General features: G+C 72.4%; 23 protein-coding genes. 17 read left to right on the top strand and 6 right to left on the bottom strand.

Going from position 1 to position 20,199, the window contains the following annotated elements; genetic code table 11:
* Nucleotides 1–48 precede the first annotated feature (48 nt).
* From ACZ4UV_RS00210 to ACZ4UV_RS00195, 4 genes are all read left to right on the top strand, one after another.
* Nucleotides 49–1,002: a hypothetical protein gene (locus tag ACZ4UV_RS00210; RefSeq protein WP_467834982.1), complete on the top strand. Its 954-nt coding sequence runs from the start codon at nucleotides 49–51 to the stop codon at nucleotides 1,000–1,002.
* Nucleotides 1,003–1,094: 92 nt separating this feature from the next.
* The gene (locus tag ACZ4UV_RS00205) at nucleotides 1,095–2,693 is read left to right on the top strand and encodes an ABC-F family ATP-binding cassette domain-containing protein (RefSeq protein ID WP_390038535.1); all 1,599 of its coding nucleotides are present in this window, start codon (nucleotides 1,095–1,097) and stop codon (nucleotides 2,691–2,693) included.
* A 361-nt stretch (nucleotides 2,694–3,054) separates the two neighbouring features.
* The gene (locus ACZ4UV_RS00200) at nucleotides 3,055–3,273 is read left to right on the top strand and encodes a helix-turn-helix domain-containing protein (RefSeq protein ID WP_046727957.1); all 219 of its coding nucleotides are present in this window, start codon (nucleotides 3,055–3,057) and stop codon (nucleotides 3,271–3,273) included.
* A 128-nt stretch (nucleotides 3,274–3,401) separates the two neighbouring features.
* Nucleotides 3,402–4,205, top strand: coding sequence for an enoyl-CoA hydratase/isomerase family protein (locus ACZ4UV_RS00195; protein WP_451017430.1), 804 nt, complete (start codon nucleotides 3,402–3,404; stop codon nucleotides 4,203–4,205).
* Between the two features lie 125 nt (nucleotides 4,206–4,330).
* On the opposite strand, the gene ACZ4UV_RS00190 is transcribed toward ACZ4UV_RS00195, so the two are convergent.
* Entirely contained in the window at nucleotides 4,331–5,026 is a 696-nt protein-coding gene (locus tag ACZ4UV_RS00190) for a nucleopolyhedrovirus P10 family protein (RefSeq protein WP_451017431.1), read from the bottom strand.
* Between the two features lie 87 nt (nucleotides 5,027–5,113).
* Between ACZ4UV_RS00190 and ACZ4UV_RS00185 the strand changes: the two genes are divergently transcribed.
* From ACZ4UV_RS00185 to amaP, 5 genes are read left to right on the top strand one after another with little or no spacing between them, the layout of a single operon-like run.
* Nucleotides 5,114–5,578, top strand: coding sequence for an Asp23/Gls24 family envelope stress response protein (locus ACZ4UV_RS00185; RefSeq protein ID WP_451017432.1), 465 nt, complete (start codon nucleotides 5,114–5,116; stop codon nucleotides 5,576–5,578).
* A gap of 45 nt (nucleotides 5,579–5,623) precedes the next feature.
* Nucleotides 5,624–5,818, top strand: a complete 195-nt coding sequence (locus ACZ4UV_RS00180) for a hypothetical protein (protein WP_053654947.1) — start codon at nucleotides 5,624–5,626, stop codon at nucleotides 5,816–5,818.
* Entirely contained in the window at nucleotides 5,815–6,174 is a 360-nt protein-coding gene (locus tag ACZ4UV_RS00175; RefSeq protein WP_390038543.1) for an Asp23/Gls24 family envelope stress response protein, read from the top strand. The genes ACZ4UV_RS00180 and ACZ4UV_RS00175 overlap by 4 nt, the downstream gene beginning before the upstream one ends.
* A complete protein-coding gene (locus ACZ4UV_RS00170) occupies nucleotides 6,174–6,782 on the top strand; it encodes a DUF6286 domain-containing protein (RefSeq protein ID WP_451017433.1) in 609 nt (202 codons plus the stop codon). The genes ACZ4UV_RS00175 and ACZ4UV_RS00170 overlap by 1 nt, the downstream gene beginning before the upstream one ends.
* A 4-nt stretch (nucleotides 6,783–6,786) precedes the next feature.
* Entirely contained in the window at nucleotides 6,787–7,365 is a 579-nt protein-coding gene (gene amaP / locus ACZ4UV_RS00165; protein WP_451017434.1) for an alkaline shock response membrane anchor protein AmaP, read from the top strand.
* A 111-nt stretch (nucleotides 7,366–7,476) separates the two neighbouring features.
* On the opposite strand, the gene ACZ4UV_RS00160 is transcribed toward amaP, so the two are convergent.
* From ACZ4UV_RS00160 to ACZ4UV_RS00140, 5 genes are all read right to left on the bottom strand, one after another.
* On the bottom strand, nucleotides 7,477–8,232 hold the full coding sequence (locus ACZ4UV_RS00160) for an SDR family oxidoreductase (RefSeq protein WP_351501591.1): 756 nt from the start codon (nucleotides 8,230–8,232) through the stop codon (nucleotides 7,477–7,479).
* A 4-nt stretch (nucleotides 8,233–8,236) separates the two neighbouring features.
* Nucleotides 8,237–10,021 (bottom strand): glycoside hydrolase family 15 protein, encoded by a 1,785-nt coding sequence (locus ACZ4UV_RS00155; protein ID WP_351501592.1) that lies wholly within the window; start codon nucleotides 10,019–10,021, stop codon nucleotides 8,237–8,239.
* Between the two features lie 62 nt (nucleotides 10,022–10,083).
* Entirely contained in the window at nucleotides 10,084–10,878 is a 795-nt protein-coding gene (locus ACZ4UV_RS00150) for an SURF1 family cytochrome oxidase biogenesis protein (protein WP_467834972.1), read from the bottom strand.
* A 49-nt stretch (nucleotides 10,879–10,927) separates the two neighbouring features.
* Nucleotides 10,928–11,161: a hypothetical protein gene (locus tag ACZ4UV_RS00145; RefSeq protein WP_089101588.1), complete on the bottom strand. Its 234-nt coding sequence runs from the start codon at nucleotides 11,159–11,161 to the stop codon at nucleotides 10,928–10,930.
* Between the two features lie 113 nt (nucleotides 11,162–11,274).
* Nucleotides 11,275–12,264, bottom strand: coding sequence for a DEDDh family exonuclease (locus tag ACZ4UV_RS00140; RefSeq protein WP_467834970.1), 990 nt, complete (start codon nucleotides 12,262–12,264; stop codon nucleotides 11,275–11,277).
* Nucleotides 12,265–12,517: 253 nt separating this feature from the next.
* On the opposite strand from ACZ4UV_RS00140, the gene ACZ4UV_RS00135 reads away from it, so the two are divergent.
* From ACZ4UV_RS00135 to ACZ4UV_RS00100, 8 genes are all read left to right on the top strand, one after another.
* The gene (locus ACZ4UV_RS00135; RefSeq protein WP_451017437.1) at nucleotides 12,518–13,321 is read left to right on the top strand and encodes an acetoacetate decarboxylase family protein; all 804 of its coding nucleotides are present in this window, start codon (nucleotides 12,518–12,520) and stop codon (nucleotides 13,319–13,321) included.
* Nucleotides 13,321–14,205: an SDR family NAD(P)-dependent oxidoreductase gene (locus ACZ4UV_RS00130; RefSeq protein ID WP_390038557.1), complete on the top strand. Its 885-nt coding sequence runs from the start codon at nucleotides 13,321–13,323 to the stop codon at nucleotides 14,203–14,205. The genes ACZ4UV_RS00135 and ACZ4UV_RS00130 overlap by 1 nt, the downstream gene beginning before the upstream one ends.
* 13 nt (nucleotides 14,206–14,218) lie before the next feature.
* On the top strand, nucleotides 14,219–15,505 hold the full coding sequence (locus tag ACZ4UV_RS00125; RefSeq protein ID WP_451017438.1) for an amidohydrolase family protein: 1,287 nt from the start codon (nucleotides 14,219–14,221) through the stop codon (nucleotides 15,503–15,505).
* Nucleotides 15,502–16,728: an amidohydrolase family protein gene (locus ACZ4UV_RS00120; RefSeq protein WP_351501603.1), complete on the top strand. Its 1,227-nt coding sequence runs from the start codon at nucleotides 15,502–15,504 to the stop codon at nucleotides 16,726–16,728. Before ACZ4UV_RS00125 ends, ACZ4UV_RS00120 begins: the two co-directional genes overlap by 4 nt.
* 45 nt (nucleotides 16,729–16,773) lie before the next feature.
* Nucleotides 16,774–17,487 carry a VIT1/CCC1 transporter family protein gene (locus ACZ4UV_RS00115; protein ID WP_467834966.1) on the top strand — a complete coding sequence of 238 codons (714 nt, stop codon included), beginning with the start codon at nucleotides 16,774–16,776 and terminating at the stop codon, nucleotides 17,485–17,487.
* Between the two features lie 100 nt (nucleotides 17,488–17,587).
* Nucleotides 17,588–18,454 (top strand): sterol desaturase family protein, encoded by an 867-nt coding sequence (locus ACZ4UV_RS00110; RefSeq protein ID WP_351501607.1) that lies wholly within the window; start codon nucleotides 17,588–17,590, stop codon nucleotides 18,452–18,454.
* Entirely contained in the window at nucleotides 18,451–19,116 is a 666-nt protein-coding gene (locus ACZ4UV_RS00105) for a lysoplasmalogenase (protein ID WP_467834963.1), read from the top strand. The genes ACZ4UV_RS00110 and ACZ4UV_RS00105 overlap by 4 nt, the downstream gene beginning before the upstream one ends.
* Before the next feature lie 36 nt (nucleotides 19,117–19,152).
* Complete coding sequence (locus ACZ4UV_RS00100; protein ID WP_451018410.1) at nucleotides 19,153–20,199, top strand: zinc-dependent alcohol dehydrogenase family protein; 1,047 nt, start codon at nucleotides 19,153–19,155, stop codon at nucleotides 20,197–20,199.

Genomic DNA, 20,199 nt, shown 5'->3' with positions numbered 1-20,199 from the left:
CCGTCCCCCACGACCACCTTGCGGCATCCGGGCCGCCACTTCGCGCCGATGACCGGGCCGACGCCCGAACGGGCGACGTCCCGTCCCGCCCCCGCGTCACGCCCGGCCGCCCGCCACGGGCGTGGCTACGCTCTGCGCCTGACCCGTGGCACAGGAGCGCCCGGCCGGGCGCCGAAGGGGGAAAGGGAAAGGGCTGCCGTTCTGCACCACAGGAGAACCGGGCCACCCGACGCCGAGCCGTTTCCGGAGCAGTGCGCGACGGCCCGCCGGGAGCAGCCTCCGGCCACCTTCCCGCACCGGCCCCCGCGTGCCCTCCCGCGGACACCCCCCGTCCGCGGACCCGTCGGGCGACTCCTCGCCCTCGCCCTGCTCCTCGCGGCCGGGCTCCTCGCCGCCGCCCACCAGATCCGCCCCGCCCCCTACGGCGACCACCTCACCTCCGGCCCGCCCGCACCCACCGCACGCGCGCGGGGCGGCGTCGTCGAGGCGTACGACGGCCGGACCCTGCGCTGGCGGTACGCGCGTCCGGGCCGGCGCCCGCTCAGCGTGCTGCCCACGGGCGGGCAGGCGATCACCGTCTGGGACGACGGGCTCGTCACCGACACCGACGGCCGCTCCGTGCGCTGGCACCGCGCCCTGCCCGCGGCGACCGACTGGCTGCGCGCCCGGGGCGGCGCCGGCGTCCTGCGCCCCCTGGGCCGCGGCATCCTCGCGGTCGTCACCCCGGACCGCATCGCGGCGTACCGCACCGCCGACGGTGACCTGCGCTGGGTGCTGCCCGCCCGCGCGGGCTGCGCCTTCCACCCCGAACGTGCCGTACGTCACGGCCACGCCCTGCTCGTCGCCCAGCCCTGCGCGCAGGGCGCCTGGACCGCGCAGCTCGTCGCCGTGGACGACCTGGGCGGAATCGCCCCGCACCGCACCCCGCTGGGCAACGAACCGCCCCGCGCGGGCCGTCCCGAACACCCGCGCACCGAAAAAGCGCTTGCGCCGCCCCGTTAGACTTGGCCCATGGCCATTCTCCTCGCGCATTAGACGGCGGGAACGTCCTCAGCCGCCCACCCGTCACTATCCGTACGCTCTGGAGTCTGTCCGTGATCTCCGCAACCGGTATCGAGCTGCGCGCCGGTGCGCGCGTCCTCATCGAGAACGCCACCTTCCGCGTCGCCAAGGGCGACCGTATCGGCCTGGTCGGCCGCAACGGTGCCGGCAAGACCACCCTCACCAAGGTCCTCGCCGGCGACGGCATCCCCGCCGCGGGCTCCGTCACCCGCTCCGGTGAAGTCGGCTACCTCCCGCAGGACCCCCGCACCGGCGACCTCGACGTCCTCGCCCGCGACCGCATTCTCTCGGCGCGCGGCCTCGACGTCCTGATCCGCAAGATGCGCGAGAACGAGCAGCGCATCGCCACCGGCAAGGGCGCCACCCGTGACAAGGCGATGAAGCAGTACGAGCGCCAGGAGACCGAGTTCCTCACCAAGGGCGGGTACTCCGCCGAGGCCGAGGCCGCCACCATCGCCGCCGCGCTCAACCTGCCCGACCGGGTGCTCGGCCAGCCCCTGCACACGCTCTCCGGCGGTCAGCGCCGCCGTATCGAGCTGGCCCGCATCCTGTTCTCCGACGCGGACACGCTCCTGCTCGACGAGCCGACCAACCACCTGGACGCGGACTCGATCGTCTGGCTGCGCGACTACCTGAAGACCTACCGCGGCGGCTTCATCGTGATCTCCCACGACGTCGACCTGGTCGAGACGGTCGTCAACAAGGTCTTCTACCTGGACGCCAACCGCTCCCAGATCGACGTCTACAACATGGGCTGGAAGCTCTACCAGCAGCAGCGCGAGGCCGACGAGAAGCGCCGCAAGCGCGAGCGCGCCAACGCCGAGAAGAAGGCCGCCGCGCTGCACTCCCAGGCCGACAAGATGCGCGCCAAGGCCACCAAGACGGTCGCCGCGCAGAACATGGCCCGCCGCGCCGACAAGCTGCTGGCGGGACTGGACGCCGTCCGCGTTTCCGACAAGGTCGCCAAGCTGCGCTTCCCGGAGCCCGCGCCCTGCGGCAAGACCCCGCTGACCGCCGAGGGCCTGTCGAAGTCGTACGGCTCGCTGGAGATCTTCACCGACGTCGACCTGGCCATCGACAAGGGCTCCCGGGTCGTCATCCTGGGCCTCAACGGCGCCGGCAAGACCACCCTGCTGCGCCTCCTCGGCGGCGTCGAGCAGCCCGACACCGGCGAGGTCCTCGAGGGACACGGCCTGAAGCTCGGCTACTACGCCCAGGAGCACGAGACCCTGGACCCGGACCGCACGGTCCTGGAGAACATGCGCTCGTCGGCGCCCGACATGGACCTCGTCGAGGTCCGCAAGGTGCTGGGCTCGTTCCTGTTCTCCGGCGACGACGTCGACAAGCCGGCCGGTGTCCTCTCCGGCGGTGAGAAGACCCGCCTCGCCCTCGCCACCCTGGTCGTCTCCTCCGCGAACGTCCTGCTCCTGGACGAGCCGACCAACAACCTCGACCCCGCCAGCCGCGAGGAGATCCTCGGCGCCCTGCGCACCTACAAGGGCGCGGTCGTCCTCGTCACCCACGACGAGGGTGCCGTGGAGGCGCTCCAGCCCGAGCGGATCATCCTGCTGCCCGACGGCGTCGAGGACCTGTGGGGCTCCGACTACGCGGATCTGGTCGCCCTCGCCTGAGAGCCGGTCCCGTCGCCGTCGTTTGATCGAATGCCTGATCCACTGGCTATGGATCATTCGGCCTATCGGTGATCCATCATCTGTGTGAGATCTCCTCGTATCGAGGTGTGTCCTACATCGATTTCGCGGCCGATCCCTTTGTCGACAAGGGATCGGCCGCTTTGCGCGCCTGACCTGGCACTTCACGGAAGAACCCGTTCGGCCGCACGGACAACCCGCGCCGGAATCACAGATTCCGTATGTGGGGATGCACTCCTGTCGTCACAACGATGTCTCACGGACCTTGCCGAATGGGTGGCCATCACGCCCCGGAGGGGTGATCATGAGGGGACCAGAGCGCACTTCCCATGAGGAGGCACGGGTGGCCGAGACTCTGAAGAAGGGCAGCCGGGTGACCGGCGCCGCGCGCGACAAGCTCGCGGCAGACCTGAAGAAGAAGTACGACTCCGGTGCGAGCATTCGGGCACTGGCCGAGGAAACCGGCCGCTCGTATGGCTTCGTCCACCGGATGCTCAGCGAGTCGGGTGTCACGCTGCGTGGGCGTGGCGGGGCGACGCGGGGCAAGAAAGCCGCGTCCTGACCCCGGGCGGCCCATCGGCTTCGATGGTGGCCACCCGGTCGGTCGAGTGATCGGCCGGGTGGTTACTGTGCAGTCACTTGGCATGCCGTACGGCAATGCGTGATGACCGCACACATCGGAGGCGCCCCATGGCTTCGCCCGACCAGGACCTCGCTCCTGTTCTCGACAAGGACGGCGTACGGCTCACCGTCGACGACGCGCTCGCCACGGTGACGCTGACCAACCCGGCCAAGCGCAACGCCCAGAGCCCCGCACTGTGGCGGGCGTTGGCAGAGGCCGGGCGGTCGCTGCCGGGGTCGGTCCGGGTCGTCGTGCTGCGCGGTGAGGGGCAGTCCTTCTCCGCGGGCCTCGACCGGCAGATGTTCACGCCGGAGGGGATCCCGGGCGAGCCGACCTTCATCGAGCTCGCGCGCCGTGACGACGCCGACCTTGACGCGGCCATCGCCGGATTCCAGGAGGCGTTCACCTGGTGGCGGCAGAGCGACATCGTGTCCATCGCCGCCGTGCAGGGGCACGCCATCGGGGCCGGCTTCCAGCTGGCCCTCGCCTGTGACCTGCGCGTCGTCGCGGACGACGTGCAGTTCGCCATGCGCGAGACGAGCCTCGGGCTGGTGCCCGACCTGACCGGCACCCACCCGCTCGTCTCCCTGGTGGGCTACGCCCGCGCGCTGGAGATCTGCGCGACCGGACGCTACGTCCAGGCCGAGGAGGCGGTGGCTTCCGGGCTGGCGAACGTTGCCGTGCCGGCGGGCGAACTCGACGCGGCGGTACGGGACCTGGCCGGGGCGCTGCTGGCTGCGCCGCGGGATGCCGTCGTGGAGACGAAGGCGCTGCTGCGGGGTGCCGCCGGCCGTACCTACGACGAGCAGCGGGCTGCGGAGCGGCAGGCTCAGGCTCGGCGGCTGCGGGACCTTGCGGGGGTGGGCGAGTAGGTCGCCGCGGGCGGGTGGGGGGCTGGTCGTGCGGTTCCCCGCGGGCCGGTGGGGGCTGGTCGTGCAATTCCCCGCGGGCCGGTGGGGGCTGGTCGCGCAGTTCCCCGCGCCCCTGACGGGGCGCTTCAGCTGACGTAAGTCACCAGTACCGCCACCGTCGGCCGGTCCTCCAGTGTCTCGCCGACCGCCGTACGGACCCCTCGGGCCACCTCCACGGCCCGGGGGCCGTCGGTCACCGCCACCTCCACGCGCACGTGCCGACGCGGCAGCGCGGCGTCGAAGTGGACCTCCCGGCTGAGCGCCCCCGTCACCCGGGCCACCCCCGGCACCGCCAGCGCCGCCGCCGTCACCCGGGCTCCCTCGGGATCCGTCCCCTCCCGGACCGACGGCGGCCGAGGCGCGGGTGCGGGCTCCGGCTCCGCCGGCTCCTCCTCCAGCAGGTCGGTCACCCGCAGGTCCGCCTCGATCACCACCAGCCCCAGCCGTTCCGTGGCCGTGGCAAGGGCCCGGCGCAGCCGGGACGCCGTCGCAGGCAGCGGCTCGGCGGCCGTCGCCGCGAAGTCCGCCGACAGCCGCAGCGGCCCCGGGGGCACCGCCCCGGGCGGCGCCGGTACGACCGCCTCCGCCACGTCCGCCGGATCCGCCAGGGCGATCCGCACCGCACCCAGCCGCACCCCCGCCACGCCGGCCGCCGCTCGCCGCAGGACCGCGTCCGCCGCCGCCTCCGCTAGCCACGCCCCGTCCTGCGGCCCGCCCAGCGGAAGGAGCCTGCCCAGGCTCAGAAGGTGCCGTACCGTGTCAGTCCGTCGGTCCGCCGTCATTCCTCCAGCCTGCCGCATCTTCGGGGCACGACAGGACATCCGCACGTACCGTTGTCGCAGGACGGCCACGGGAAGGGACGCACGGCGATGACCGAGATGGCGGCGGAGCCCGAGAAGGACCCGGCGGTACAGACCCGGAAGACCGTCAGACGCGGCGGCGGCGACCCGGCGACCCGCGGACGGACGACGATCGCCGACGGAGTCGTGGAGAAGATCGCCGGACTGGCGGCCCGGGACGTCGTCGGCGTGCACGCGATGGGCAGCGGCCTCGCCCGCACCTTCGGCGTCGTGCGCGACCGGGTGCCCGGCGGCTCCAAGTCCGTGAGCCGGGGCGTGAAGGCCGAGGTCGGCGAGGTGCAGACCGCGCTGGACCTGGAGATCGTCGTCGACTACGGCGTGTCGATCGCCGACGTGGCCCGCGCGGTCCGGGAGAACGTGATCGCCGCCGTGGAGCGCATGACCGGTCTCGAAGTGGTCGAGGTCAACATCGCGGTGAGTGATGTGAAGCTTCCGGAGGAAGAGGAAGAGGAGCCGGGGTCCCGGCTCCAGTGACCGCCGACCGGGACCGCTGACCGGGACCGCTGAGGGGAGCGCACCATGAGTATGGCCGTCGTCGGCATGATCGCCGGCATGGCGCTGGGCTTCGCCGGGTACTTCGGTGGGTTCGGCGCCTTTCTGCTGGTGGCTGCGCTCGGGGCCATCGGGTTCGTCGTCGGCCGGTTCGCGGAGGGGGACCTCGAACTCGGCGACTTCTTCCGCACCCGTGACGACCGGCGCGACCGCCGGCGATGACCTCCGCGAGCGGTGGGACACGCGGCGCCCCGACGGCCGTGGCGCCCGGCGAGCGCGGCGCCGTCCGGATCGCCGACCGGGTGGTGGCGAAGATCGCCGCGCAGGCGGCCCGCGAGGCGCTCGGCCCCCTTCCGAAGGACGCCGTACCTCCGCACGCCACCGTGGTCACGCACCATGACACGGCCCGCGTCCGGGTCCACCTCGAACTGGACTACCCGTCCGACATCGGCGCCCGGTGCGCGGCGGTGCGTCGACATGTGGTCGAGCGGGTAGGCGCGTTGGTGGACATGGACGTCCGGGAGGTCGCCGTCCACGTCGAACGGCTGCACCCGGTCCAGACCCAGGGGAGGGCGTGATGAGCACGGAGCAGACACCGGTCATCGACAAGCCACCGCCACCGGCGGCCGCACCCCCGGCCGGCCACGAGCCCCGCTTCTGGTCCCCGCGCCGCGCCCCCGCCACCCTGGTCGCCGTGCTCGTCCTGGTGACCGCGGGCGCCTTCCTGTACGACATCGCGGCGGTACGGGCCCACCACCCCGCCATGCACTGGCGCCGCGAACTCGCCCGCCAACTGGCTGCGCGGCCTCTCGACGACACCTGGGTCCTGGCGGGCGCGGGCATTGCCGCCGCCCTCGGCCTGTGGCTGCTGGTCCTGGCCGTCACGCCCGGCCTGCGGGACCTCCTGCCCATGCGGCGCACCCACCCCCACGTCCGCGCCGGGCTGCGCCGTGACGCGGCCGCCCTGCTGCTGCGCGACCGGGCCATGGAGATCTCCGGCGTGCGCCGGGTGCGGGTACGACTGCACCGCTCCCGCGCCCACGTCCTCGCCGTCTCCCACTTCCGTGAACTCGACGAGGTGCGGGGCGACCTGGAGGCGGCGCTGACCGACGCGATCCACGCCATGGGGCTGGCCCGCCCACCCGTCCTGACCCTTCATGTGATCCGCCCCGGCCGGAAGGGGTGACACCGTGCTCGGCACCGTCAACCGCGTCCTGATCGCCCTCACGGGCCTCCTGCTCCTCGCCCTCGGCGGCTCGGTCCTGGCCGTCGGCCTCGGCGCCCCGCCCCCGTCCTGGTGGATCCACGACGGCCGCCACAACGTCCTGCTCACCCCGGCCGAGCGCACCCACTGGGCCGCCGCGGAGTGGTGGTGGCCGACGGTCCTGGCCGCACTGGCCGTGCTGTTCCTGCTCTCCCTCTGGTGGCTGACCGCCCAGCTGCGCCGGCGCCGCCTGACCGAGGTCCTGGTGGACACGGGAGACGGTGAGAGAGCGTTGCTGCGCGGCAGGGCCCTGGAGACCGTCCTGGCGGCGGACGCGGCCCACCAGGAAGGCGTCTCCCACGCCCAGGCGGTCCTGAGGGGCACGCGTACGGCTCCGGAGGTACGGGTGTGGCTCCAGCTGGAGCCGGACGTGGCCCCGGAGGATGCTCTGCGGGACCTGACGAACCAGGCCCTGACCCACGCCCGGAACTCGGCGGCGCTGGAGAAGCTCCCCGCGGAAGTCCGGCTGACGTCAGTCAAACACCGTGCAGAAAGGGTGACTTGAAGCGCCGCCGAGCCGACCCACCTGCTTGGGGGCGCGGGGCTGTGTCGATATGCGGCTGCCGCCGCGTGGGCGCGACCAGCCCCCACTCACCCGCGCCCCAAGCACCGACCGTCAGAACCCGTGCCTCATCCCCCCGTCCACAGGCACCATGATCCCGGTCAGATAAGAAGCGGCCGGCGACAGCAGGAACGCCCCCACCCGCCCGAACTCCTCCGGAGTCCCGTACCGTCGCAACGGAATCCGCGACTCGTGCTCGGCCCGCGTCGCCTCCGGGTCGGCGGACATGGCGTCCAGCTCCCGCACCCGGTCCGTGTCGATCCGGGACGGCAGCAACCCCACCACCCGGATCCCGCGCGGCCCCAGCTCGTCCGCCAGCGACTTGGCGAACCCGGCCAGGCCCGGCCGCAGCCCGTTGGAGATCGTCAGCCCGGGAATCGGCTCGTACACCGACGCGGACAGCACGAACCCGATGACCCCGCCGTCCTCCAACTCGGCCGCGGCCGCGCGGGCGAGCCGTACCGCACCCAGGAACACCGACTCGAACGCGGACTGCCACTGCTCGTCCGTGTTGTCGGCGACGAACCCGGCCGGCGGCCCGCCCACGCTCACGAGGATGCCGTCGAACCCTCCGAACCGCTCACGCGCGACGGCGATCAGCCGCTCCGGCGCCGCGGGGTCCGCGTTGTCGACGGCCACGCCCACCGCGTTCGGCCCCAGTTCGGCCGCCACGTCGGCGGTCCGCTTCTCGTCCCGTCCGGTCACCACGACCTTCGCCCCGTCCGCGACCAGCTCGCGCGCGGCCGCGTGGCCCAGCCCGCGGGTCGCTCCGGTGACGACGTACACCCGGTCCTTCAGCCCAAGATCCATGGCCCTATCCTGCCTGCTCGCCGTCGAAGAGCGTGAGGGCGGTGTTCACCAGCCCGATGTGACTGAACGCCTGCGGGAAGTTGCCCAGCTGACGCCCGGTCTCCGGGTCGTACTCCTCGGACAGCAGTCCCACGTCGTTGACGAGGCCCACCAGCCGTTCGAACAGCTCCTTCGCCTCGTCGGTGCGGCCCGTCATGTGCAGCGCGTCGGCGAGCCAGAACGAGCAGGCCAGGAAGGCGCCCTCGCCGCCCGGCATCCCGTCGACGCCGATCGCGTCGGTGTCGTAGCGGCGCAGGAACCCGCTCCGGCCCAGGTCGTCGCGGATCGCGTCCACCGTGCCGACCACCCGGGGGTCGTCCGGGGGCAGGAAGCCGACGCGCGGGATCAGCAGCAGGGAGGCGTCGAGTTCGCGCGAGCCGTAGTACTGCGTGAAGGTGTTGCGCTTCGGGTCGTACCCCTTCTCGCAGACCTCCCGGTGCACCTCGTCGCGCAGCGCCCGCCACCTCTCCAGCTCGCCCTTGAGCTCCGCGTGGTCCTCCAGGGTCTGTACCGCCCGGTCCGCGGCCACCCACACCAGCACCTTGGAGTGCACGAAGTGGCGGCGGCCGCCGCGCACCTCCCACAGGCCCTCGTCCGGCTGCCGCCAGGCCTTCTCCAAAAACTTCATCAGCGCGCACTGGATGGACCACATGTGCGGCTTGGTGGGCAGACCGGCGGTGCGGGCCAGCGACAGCGAGTCCATCACCTCGCCGTACACGTCCAGCTGGAGCTGGTCGACGGCACCGTTGCCGACGCGCACCGGCCTGGAGCCGGCGAAGCCGGGCAGCCAGTCCAGTTCGAACTCGGGCAGCCGACGCTCGCCCGCGAGGCCGTACATGATCTGCAGGTCCGCCGGGTCGCCGGCGACCGCGCGGACCAGCCAGTCGCGCCAGCGCTCGGCCTCCTTGTGGTAGCCGGCGGCGAGCAGGGCGCCGAGGGTGAGGGTGGAGTCGCGCAGCCAGCAGAAGCGGTAGTCCCAGTTGCGCACCCCGCCGAGTTCCTCGGGCAGCGAGCTGGTGGCCGCGGCGACGATGCCGCCGGTCGGCTCGTAGCTGAGCGCCTTGAGGGTGATCAGGGAGCGTACGACCGCGTCCCGGTGGGGGCCGTGGTAGGTGCAGCGGGCAGTCCAGCGCCGCCAGTCGGTGACGCTGGACCGCAGCGCCTGGTACGGGTCCACGAGCGGTGGCCGCTGCTCGTGCGAGGGGTGCCAGGTGAGCACGAACGCGACCCGCTCGCCCTCCGCGACGGTGAACTCCGAGTGCGTGCCGAAGTCCTCGCCCCAGGTCCGCACGGACGGTTCGCTGCGCAGCCACACCGAGTCCGGCCCGGCGACCGCGACCCGGTGGCCGCCGGAGCGGCGCATCCACGGGATGACCGAGCCGTAGTCGAAGCGGAGCCGGAGCGTGCTGTGCACGGTGACCCGACCGCTGACGCCCTCGACGATGCGTACGACGTCCGGCGCGTGTTCGCGCTGGGGCATCAGGTCGGTGACGCGGACCGTCCCCTCGGCGGTCTCCCACTCGGTGTCCAGGACCAGGGTGTCGGGCCGGTAGCCGCGCCGGGTGCAGGTGGTGGCGCCTCGGGGGGCGATCCGCCAGTGCCCGTGGTCCTCGTCGCCCAGGAGCCTGGCGAAGCAGGCGGCCGAGTCGAAGCGGGGCAGGCACAGCCAGTCGATGGAGCCGTCCCGGCCGACCAGGGCCGCGGTCTGCTCGTCGCCGATGAGCGCGTAGTCCTCGATGCGTCGGTCCACGGGAGCCGGTTTCCCTGACTGCCGGGGGGCCAATCAGGGGGTGGGCCGGGGGAGTGACACCGTCAGACGGTGGCCGGTTCCGCCTCCGCGGCCGTCTCCTGCTCCGCCGCCTCCGCACGCGTGCGTGCCTCGCGGCGGGTCAGCACGAAGAAGCCGTAGGGGACGCCCGCGGCGAACAGCCACCACTGGATCATGTACGCGTAGTTCAGCGGGGCGTCTTCCTTGCCCGGGTCGGAAATCTGTTCCGGGGTGTCGCCCTTGGGCTCGGGTGCCGTCTGCTGGATGTAGCCGCCGAGCACCTGCTTGCCGAGCCGGCGCGCCTGCTCCTCGCTGTTGATCAGCATGATCTGCCGGGCGGGCAGGCCCTTGAGGTCCTTGATGCCGCTTGCCGCGGTGGTCTCGTCGGGCATCAGCCGGCCCTGGACGGTGACCTTGCCGGCCGGCGGCGCCGGGATCTTGGGGAAGGCGGTCTGGCTCGGGCCGTCGGACGGGATCCAGCCCCGGTTGACCAGCAGCACCTTGCCGTCGGTCAGGACGAAGGGGGTGAGGACGTGATAGCCCACCTCGTCGTCGGAGTTGGTACGGCGGCGGACGACGACCTCGTCGGCGGTGTCGAAGGTGCCGGTCGCGGTGACGGTGTGGTACCGCTCCTTGCGGGTCACGGCGTGCCCCGGCTCGGTCACCTCCTCGGCCGGCACCGGCTTGGCACCGAGGGCGTCGGCGACCAGCTGGTTACGGGCGCTGCGCTCCTCGTACCGGTGCTTCTGCCAGAACCCGAGCCGGATCATCGTCGGGATCAGAAGCAGCGAGATGAGGGTGAGGATCACCCACTGCCGAGTCAACAGGAAGCGGTACACCCCACGACCGTACAACTCGGTCGTGGGGCGCGTTCGGGCGGGTACCGGGTCAGACGCGGTCGACGATGCCCGCCTTCCCGGCCTCGCGGGCGCAGTGGGCGCCGCAGAACCACTGGTTGTCGGCCTCGACGCCCTGGCCGATGATCGAGACCTTGCAGTGCTCGCAGAGCGGGGCCATGCGGTGGATCGCGCAGGAGAAGCAGTCGAAGACGTGGACCGCGCCCTGCGCGTGCACCTCGAAGGTCATTCCGTAGTCATTGCCGCAAACTTCACATTTCGCCATGCGCCACAGGGTGGGCGGTCGGCCGCGCGCGGGCGAGTGGGCGCCGGGCGAGTCGTACGGCAATCACCCGTCCGTACGGCCCGTGCGGACGGGTGTGCGGCCCGCGCGGGCGGTCACTTCTCCGTGGCCGGCGCCACGTCCCGCAGCAGCTGTCCGAAGGCCGCCTCGTCGACGACGGGCGTCCCGAACTGGCGGGCCTTGAGGACCTTCGAGGTGCCCGAGTCGGGGTCGTTGGTGACGAGCAGACTGGTGAGCCGCGAGATGCTCGTCGAGACGTGCAGACCGGCCTCGACGGCCCGGTCCTCCAGCAGCTCCCGCTCGATCGAGGTGTCCCCGGAGAACGCCACCCGCATGCCCTGCTCCAGCGGGCTGCCGTCCTCGTACCGTCCCGGGTTCGGGTAGGGGCACGCCGGCCGCTTGCGGGACGGCCGCCAGCCGCCGGGCCGGTAGCCGCCGTGCCCGCCGCTCGCCTGGGGCCCGATCCGGGGCGTGTCGGACCACTCGGTGAGCGGTCGGCACTCGAGGAGCGGCAGCCGTACGTTGCCCGCCGCCGCGGCCCGCAGACTGGGCCGGAACGCCTCCGCGAGCACGCGCGCGTCGTCCAGCGCGTGGTGCGCCCGCCGCTGGACGACACCGAAGTGCGCCGCCAGGGTCTCCAGTTTGTGGTTGGGCAGCGGCAGGTCCAGCTCCTTGGCGAGCGCGATCGTGCACAGCCGCTGCCGCACCGGGGCCTCGGTCTTCGCGCGCGCGTACTCCCGCGCGATCATCTGCCAGTCGAAGACCGCGTTGTGCGCGACCAGCACCCGGCCGTCCAGCCGGGCCGAGAACTCCTCGGTGATGTCGGTGAAGAGCGGCGCGCCTTCGAGCACCTCGCTCGTCAGGCCGTGGATCCACACGGGACCCGGATCGCGCTCGGGGTTGACCAGCGTGTACCAGTGGTCCTCGACCTCGCCGCGCTCGTCCAGCCGGTAGACGGCCGCGCTGATTATCCGGTCGTCCCGGGCCAGTCCGGTGGTCTCCACGTCGACGACCGCATACCCCTTGGGGTATGCGGCCGGCCACGGGGTGCCGGGGGACACTGCGGTCGTACGGTCTTCGAGCATGGTCATTGAGGATACGGGCCCGGACCGACAGCCCGGTCCGTCAGGTGGCCCGCCGCAGCCGCCCGTTCGAATGCCCTGACGCCTCCGTCCCGATGCGGGGTCCTCCTGATGGGTCGTCCGTCCTGACGGTCCGTCGCACGGCCGTGGACTTTGTCCTGATTGCCCTACGCCTGCCTATGGACCTTTTCACCGCCCGGTGCAAGCGTGCACCCCGCCCGGAGCACGGACGGCCGACGGAAGGACGGTACGGCGGATGGCACGCGTACGGTACGGCGCTCGGACCGGGGCGGAGATCGCGGCCGCGCGCACCACGAAACTCCCGGACGTCTGGTCCACCGGCGTGGTGGCCGTCTGGGAGACCGACCCGGACGCGGTCGCGGCCGTCCTGCCGCCGCCGCTCAAGCCGGCCGGCCGGCCGCTGGCCAGGGTCAGCATCAGCAAGGTCGAACTGCCCGGATACCCGCTGGGCGCGGGCTCGTTCGCGGTCGCCGCCGCGCACGGCACGGTCGAGGGCTGGTACCCGCTGGTCATGCCGATGACCCACGAGCGCGCCCTCACCGGCGGCCGCGAGGTCTTCGGCGAGCCCAAGAAGCTCGGCGAGGTGACCGTCGAGCGGGACGGCTCGCAGGTCCACGCGGCCCTGGCCCGGCACGGCGTCGCCTTCGTCGAGGTGCGCGGCACGGTCGACGGCCCGTTGGCGCTGCCCGAGCCCGCCCCGAAGACCGACTTCTACTTCAAGTTCCTCCCGGCGGTCGACGGTTCGGGCTTCGACGGCGACCCGCTGCTGGTGCACTGCGTACGCGAGGAGAAGATCCGCCGGCTGGAGCGCGTCACCGGGGAGGTCGTCCTCCGCGAGTCGGCGTACGACCCGGTCGCCGACCTGCCGGTGCTGCGCCTGCTGGAGCTCACCCTCGGCGAGAAGACCAGCGACCAGCGCGGCCGGATCGTCGAACGGGTCGACGCGCAGGCCCTGTTGCCGTACGTCCACCAGCGCTACGACGACCCGCGCCAGATCCACGACGCGCCGCCGGAAGAACGCGAAGGGAGCGAGGCCTGATGGAGCTCCGTGCCGGACAGGTCGCCGTCGTCACCGGCGCGGCGAGCGGGATCGGGCTCGCGATGGCCGGGAGGTTCGCCGCCGAGGGCCTGAAGGTGGTCCTCGCCGACGTGGAACCGGCCGCCCTGGAGAAGGCAGCCGACGGGCTGCGTGCGGAGGGCGCCGACGTGCACGCGCGCGTGGTCGACGTCGGCGTCCGCGACCAGGTCCTGGAGCTGGCCGAGTCGGCCTACGACACCTACGGCGCGGTGCACGTCCTGTGCAACAACGCCGGGGTCGGCTCGGGCGCCGAGGGCCGGATGTGGGAGCACGAACCGAACGACTGGAAGTGGGCGTTCGAGGTCAACGTGTGGGGCGTCTTCCACGGCGTCCAGGCTTTCCTGCCCAGGATGATCAAGTCGGGTCAACCCGGTCATGTGGTCAATACATCCTCCGGTGACGGCGGTATCGCCCCGCTGCCCACGGCTTCCGTGTACGCGGTCACGAAGGCGGCCGTCGTCACGATGACCGAGTCCCTGTACGCCCATCTCCGGGCGGAGCACGCGCGCGTGGGCGCCTCGGTGCTCTTCCCCGGGCCGCACATGCTGCGCACGGGCCTGTGGGAGTCGCACCGCAACCGCCCCGACCGCTATGCCAAGGAACGGCCGCGCCGGACGCCGTACCGCAGTCTCGACCAGTGGGAGGCGGCGATGCGGGCTGCGGGCAAGGAGGTCGCCTTCACGCCCGTCGAGGAGGTCGCCGACTTCGTCGTGGCGGGCATCCGCGCGGACCGCTTCTGGCTGCTCCCGGAGAGCGGGCACAGCGACGCCCAGATCCGGGCGCGGGCGCGTTCGATGCTGGACCGGACGAACCCCTCGTACCTCGAAAGCTTCATCCTGGACTGAACAGGGGGCAGTGGTGACCGCGTACGACGACCCATACCTGATCATCTCCTCCGACTGCCACGCCGGTCTCCCCACCGAGGAGTACCGGCCCTATCTGGACACCCGGTTCCACCGGGACTTCGACGAGTTCCTCGCGGGGCGGGAGCGCCGCCAGGAGGAGATGACCCGGCTCGGCATCCGGAACGAGGCGTTCGCGGCCAAGTGGTTCCAGGACAACGAGGAGGGGCTGCGCGGGGGGTGGGACGCCGCGCAGCGGGTGAAGGAGCTGGACGGCGACGGGGTGGCCGCCGAGGTGGTCTTCCCGGACGCCGACGCGGTCGACAGCCGGACCGCGGCGCCCTTCGGCGTCGGCCTCGGCCTGTCCGGGGACCACGACCCGGAGCTGGGCATGGCGGGAGCACGGGCCCACAACCGCTGGCTCGCGGACTTCGTGTCGGAGCACCCCGAACGGCACTGCGGGGTGGCCCTGTTGCCGGTCACGGCCCCGACGGACCGCGTGGTCGCCGAGGTGTACCGCGCGAAGGAGTCCGGTCTCGGCGCCCTGATGATCCCCGCCATGTGGGTCGACAAGGAGCCCTACCACGACCGCCGTTACGACCCGGTCTGGGCCGCGGCCGCCGAGTGCGGGATGCCGGTCCTCACCCACTCCGGCGCGGCCCCGCGCGACGAGTACGGCGACCATCTCGGCATCTACGTCAGCGAGGTGACGTGGTGGCCGGCCCGCCCGCTGTGGTTCCTGCTCTGGTCCGGCGTCTTCGAACGCCATCCCGGACTGCGCTTCGGCGTCGCCGAGTCGGGCTGCTGGTGGCTGCCGAACCTGCTGTGGTTCATGGACCGCCTCTACCTCGGCGCGCACGGCGGCAAGAAACTCTCCCCCTTCGAGGAGCTGACCCGCCCGCCGCACGAGTACCTGGACCGGCAGGTCTTCGTCTGCGCCACGAACACCAAGCGCCGGGAACTCGCCCAGCGCTACGAGATCGGCGTCGACAACATCCTCTGGGGCAGCGACTTCCCGCACCCCGAGGGCACCTGGCCGGACACGCGCGCGTGGCTGCGCCGCACCTTCCACGACATCCCGGTGACCGAGACCCGCAGAATGCTCGGCCTCGCGGCCGCCGAGGCCTTCGGCTTCGACGTGGAACGCCTGACACCGCTCGCCCGGCGCATCGGCCCGGCCCCGTCCGACCTCGGCCAGCCGGCCGACCAGGCGGCGGTGGAGGCGTCCTGGGCCCGTTCGCGCGAGGTGGGCCGCCACTGGCTGACCGACAACGACTTCCCGGTTCTGGGGGTGACGTCGTGAGCGACGACCGCTACACGGTGATCTCGGCCGACTGCCACGCCGGGGCGGACCTCCTCGACTACCGCCCCTACCTGGAGAAGCGGTACCAGGACGACTTCGACCTGTGGGCGGCGACGTACGTCAACCCGTACGAGGACCTGCTCGCCGACTCGGCGGACCGGAACTGGAACTCCGCGCGGCGGCTCGCGGAGCTGGAGGAGGACGGGATCGTCGCGGAGGTGATCTTCCCGAACACCATCCCGCCGTTCTTCCCGTCCGGCTCGCTCATGGCCCCCGCGCCGACGGCCGCGGAGTACGAGCGGCGCTGGGCGGGCCTGCGCGCCCACAACCGCTGGCTGGCCGACTTCTGCGCCGCCGCGCCGGGCCGCCGGGCGGGCGTCTTCCAGATCCTCCTCAACGACGTCGAGGAGGCCGTGAAGGAGATCCGCCGGGCGGCCGGGGCCGGTCTGAAAGGCGGCCTGATGCTCCCCGGCACCCCGCCCGGCTCGGGCCTGCCCGAACTGCACGCGCGCGTGTACGACCCGATCTGGGCCGTCTGCGCGGAACTCGGCGTCCCCGTCAACCACCACGCGGGCTCCGCGTCCCCGCCGCTCGGCGACGAACCGGCCGCCCGCGCGGTCTTCATGGTCGAGACGACCTGGTTCTCGCACCGCGCGCTGTGGCACCTGGTCTTCGGCGGTGCCTTCCGCCGCCACCCGGACCTGAGACTGGTCCTGACCGAACAGGGCTCCGGCTGGATACCCGGGGTCCTGGCGATGCTGGACTACTACCACGGCCGGCTGCTGGCTGCGGCGCAGGCGACGACCGCGGAGGCGAAGTTCGGGGTGGGCCTCGCGGAGTCGATGGGCAGGCCGCCCTCCGAGGTGTGGCACGAGAACTGCTTCGTCGGCGCCAGCTTCATGCGCCCGCACGAGGTGCCGCTGCGCGACCGCATCGGCCTGGACAAGATCATGTGGGGCAGCGACTACCCGCACGACGAGGGCACGTACCCGTACACCAGGGAGGGCCTGCGCTTCGCCTTCGCCGGCGTCCCGCAGAACGAGCTGGCCGCGATGCTCGGCGGCAACGCGGCCCGCGTGTACGGCTTCGACCTGGATCTCCTGGACCCGATCGCGGCGAAGGTGGGACCGACGGTGGCGGAGATCGCCGAACCGCTGCCGGAACCGCCGGCCGACGCGACGAGTCCGGTGTTCGCGCGAGGGGCTTCGGTACGGGTCTGGTGACGTCGGTACGGCGCCCATGGGCCTCGGGGTGCGATCCTCCCTGCTGTGACCGAACCCACGCACGACAACGAGGCCCACGGCGGAGCCCTCGGCTCGCGGCTGAACTGGCTGCGGGCGGCCGTCCTGGGCGCGAACGACGGCATCGTGTCGACGGCGGGCATCGTCGTCGGCGTCGCGGGCGCCACGGCCGACCGCAACGCCCTGCTGACGGCGGGTCTGGCGGGCCTGCTCGCCGGATCCATGTCGATGGCGGCGGGGGAGTACGTCTCGGTGTCCACCCAGCGCGACTCCGAACTCGCCGCACTGGCGCAGGAGAAGCGCGAGCTGAAGGAGCAGCCCGAGGCGGAACTGGAGGAACTGACCGAACTGCTGGAGCGCCGCGGCCTGTCCCGGGAGGTGGCCGGCGAGGCGGCGGTCCAGCTGACGGAACGCGACGCCCTGAAGGCCCACGCGAGCGTGGAACTGGGCATCGACCCCGACCAGCTGACCAGCCCCTGGAACGCGGCCCTCGCCAGCTTCCTGGCGTTCACCGTGGGGGCGCTGCTCCCGCTGCTCGCGATCGTCCTGCCGCCGTCCGGCTGGCGGCTCCCGGTGACGGTGGGCTCGGTACTGGCGGCGCTGGTCCTGACCGGCTGGGCCAGCGCCCGCCTGGGAGCGGCCGAGGTGCGTCCGGCGGTGCTGCGCAACGTCCTGGGCGGCGCGCTGGCCATGGGGGTCACGTACGCGGCGGGGAGTCTGCTGGTGGCGGCCGGGGTCTAGCTCATTGGCGGAGATCGCCAACAAGCAAGCGCATACCGCCGTCAATACTTGTGGGTAACAACGTCTAGCCGCGGTCGGCGGGCGGTTCTACGGTGCCCACATGCCGAACCTGCCCGATGTCGTGCTGTGGTCGATACCCGCCTTCGTGCTGCTCACCGTGATCGAGGTGATCAGCTACCGCGTCCATCCCGACGACGATGCCGCCGGGTACCAGGCCAAGGACGCCGCCACGAGCATCGGCATGGGGCTGGGGTCGCTCGTCTTCGACTTCGTGTGGAAGATCCCGATCGTCATGATCTACACGGCGGTATACGCACTGACCCCGCTGCGCGTGCCCGTCCTGTGGTGGACGGTCCCGCTGATGCTGCTCGCGCAGGACTTCTTCTACTACTGGTCCCACCGCGGTCACCACGTGATCCGCATCCTGTGGGCCTGCCACGTCGTCCACCACTCCAGCAAGAAGTTCAACCTCTCCACCGCGCTGCGCCAGCCCTGGACCTCGCTGACCGTCTGGCCGTTCTACGTCCCGCTGGTGGCCGTGGGGGTGCACCCCGCCGCGCTCGCCTTCTGCTCCTCGGCCAACCTCGTCTACCAGTTCTGGATCCACACCGAACGCATCGACAAGATGCCCCGGTGGTTCGAGTTCGTCTTCAACACGCCCTCCCACCACCGCGTGCACCACGCCTCCCAGGGCGGCTACCTGGACCGCAACTTCGGCGGGATCCTGATCATCTGGGACCGGCTGTTCGGGTCCTGGGTGCCGGAGACCGAACGGCCCGTGTACGGGTTGACCAAGAACATCAACACGTTCAACCCGGTCAAGGTGGCCACCCACGAGTACGTCGCCATCGCCAAGGACATCCGGGCCGCAGGCAGCTGGCGGGAGCGGGCCGGGCGGGTGTTCCGGGGGCCGGGCTGGGCGCCGGCGCCCGCCGTGGAGCAGGCAGAGGAGTCCGTGGCCGCGTGAGAGCGTCCCGGGCGCTGCTCGCCGCCTTCGCCCTCGCCGTTCTTCTCGACCTCGCCTTCCTGGCCGTCGGCCTCCACACCGGGCACGCCGTCGCCAAGGTGCTCCTGATGCCCCTGCTCGCCGCGTCCGCCGCCCGCGCGGGTGCCCCACGGCTCCTCGTCGCCGCCCTGCTGTGCGGCTGGGGCGGCGACGTCCTGCTCCTCTCCGACGCCGATCCCGCCTTCATGGCGGGCATGGCCTCCTTCGCCGCCGGACACGTCTGCTATCTCGTCCTCTTCCGCCGCCAGGGCCCGCCACGCGCGCGTGCCCGTCTCCTCGCCTTCGCCTACTCGGCCGCCCTCGTCGCCCTGGTCGCCCTGCTCTGGCCGGACCTGCCGAGCGGCCTGCGCGTCCCCGTGGCCGGCTACAGCACCCTGCTCACCGCCATGGCGTACACCGCCGCCACCCGGCTCGGCCCGCTCGCCGGGCTCGGCGGCGCGCTCTTCATGCTCTCCGACACGCTGATCGCGACCGGCGTCGCCGACTGGCCGCAGCTGCCGCGACCCGACTTCTGGATCATGCTCACCTACACGGCGGCACAGTTCCTGCTGGTCCGCGGCACCCTCGACGCGCGCCCCGCACCGGCCACGGCGTACCGTGAAGTGCGCTCGACCACCCCGTGAGCGCATCCACGCCACAGCACGAGAAGGACCCTCGCCATGCGCGCCACCACCATCCACGCCCCGTTCGACATGCGCGTGGAGGACGTGCCCGAGCCCGTGGTGCAGCTGCCCACCGACGCCGTCGTGCGGGTGCTGCGCGCCTGCATCTGCGGCAGCGACCTCTGGGCGTACCGCGGTGAGTCGGCCCGGCAGCCGGGGCAGCGCATCGGCCACGAGTTCCTCGGCGTGGTCGAGGAGACCGGGTCCGAGGTGGGCACCGTGCGGCGCGGCGACCTCGTGGTCGCCCCCTTCATGTGGTCCGACGGCGTCTGCGACTACTGCCGTGAGGGCCTGACCACGTCCTGCGAGCACGGCGGCTTCTGGGGCTCCGTGGGGTACGACGGCGGCCAGGGCGAGGCCGTGCGGGTCCCGTTCGCCGACGGCACCCTGGTCCAGCTGCCCAAGGACGCCGCCTCCGACGACCACCTGCTGTCCGCACTGCTGACCCTCTCCGACGTGCTCGGCACCGGCCACCACGCGGCCCTCGGCGCGGGCGCCCGGCCCGGTGCCACGGTCGCCGTCGTCGGGGACGGCGCGGTCGGCCTGTGCGCCGTGCTGGCCGCCAAGCGGCTGGGCGCCGAGCGGATCATCGCGCTGGGGCGGCACGAGGTGCGCACCGACATCGCGCGCCGCTTCGGCGCCACCGACGTCGTCGCCGAACGCGGGGACGCGGCCGTGGACGCCGTACGCGAACTCACCCGGGGCCAGGGCGCGCACGCCGTCGTCGAGGCCGTGGGCACCGAGCAGTCGATGCGTACGGCCGTCGACATCAGCCGTGACGGCGGCGCGATCGGCTTCGTCGGCGTCCCGCACGGCAGCGGCACCGGCCTGGACCTCGGCGTCATGTTCGACCGGAACCTCGCCCTGCGCGGCGGTGTCGCCCCGGTCCGCGCCTACATCCCCGACCTGCTGCCCGACGTCCTCGACGGCACGATCGACCCGTCGCCGGTCTTCGACCTCACCGTCGGCATCGAGGGCGTGCCGGACGGCTACAAGGCGATGGACGAGCGCACCGCCCTGAAGGTGCTCGTCACCAACGGCTGA

The sequence above is a fragment of the Streptomyces sp. NPDC028289 genome, assembly GCF_055565975.1.
Note: the sequence above shows the minus strand (reverse complement) of the source record. Positions and strands in the feature narration are given on the sequence as shown.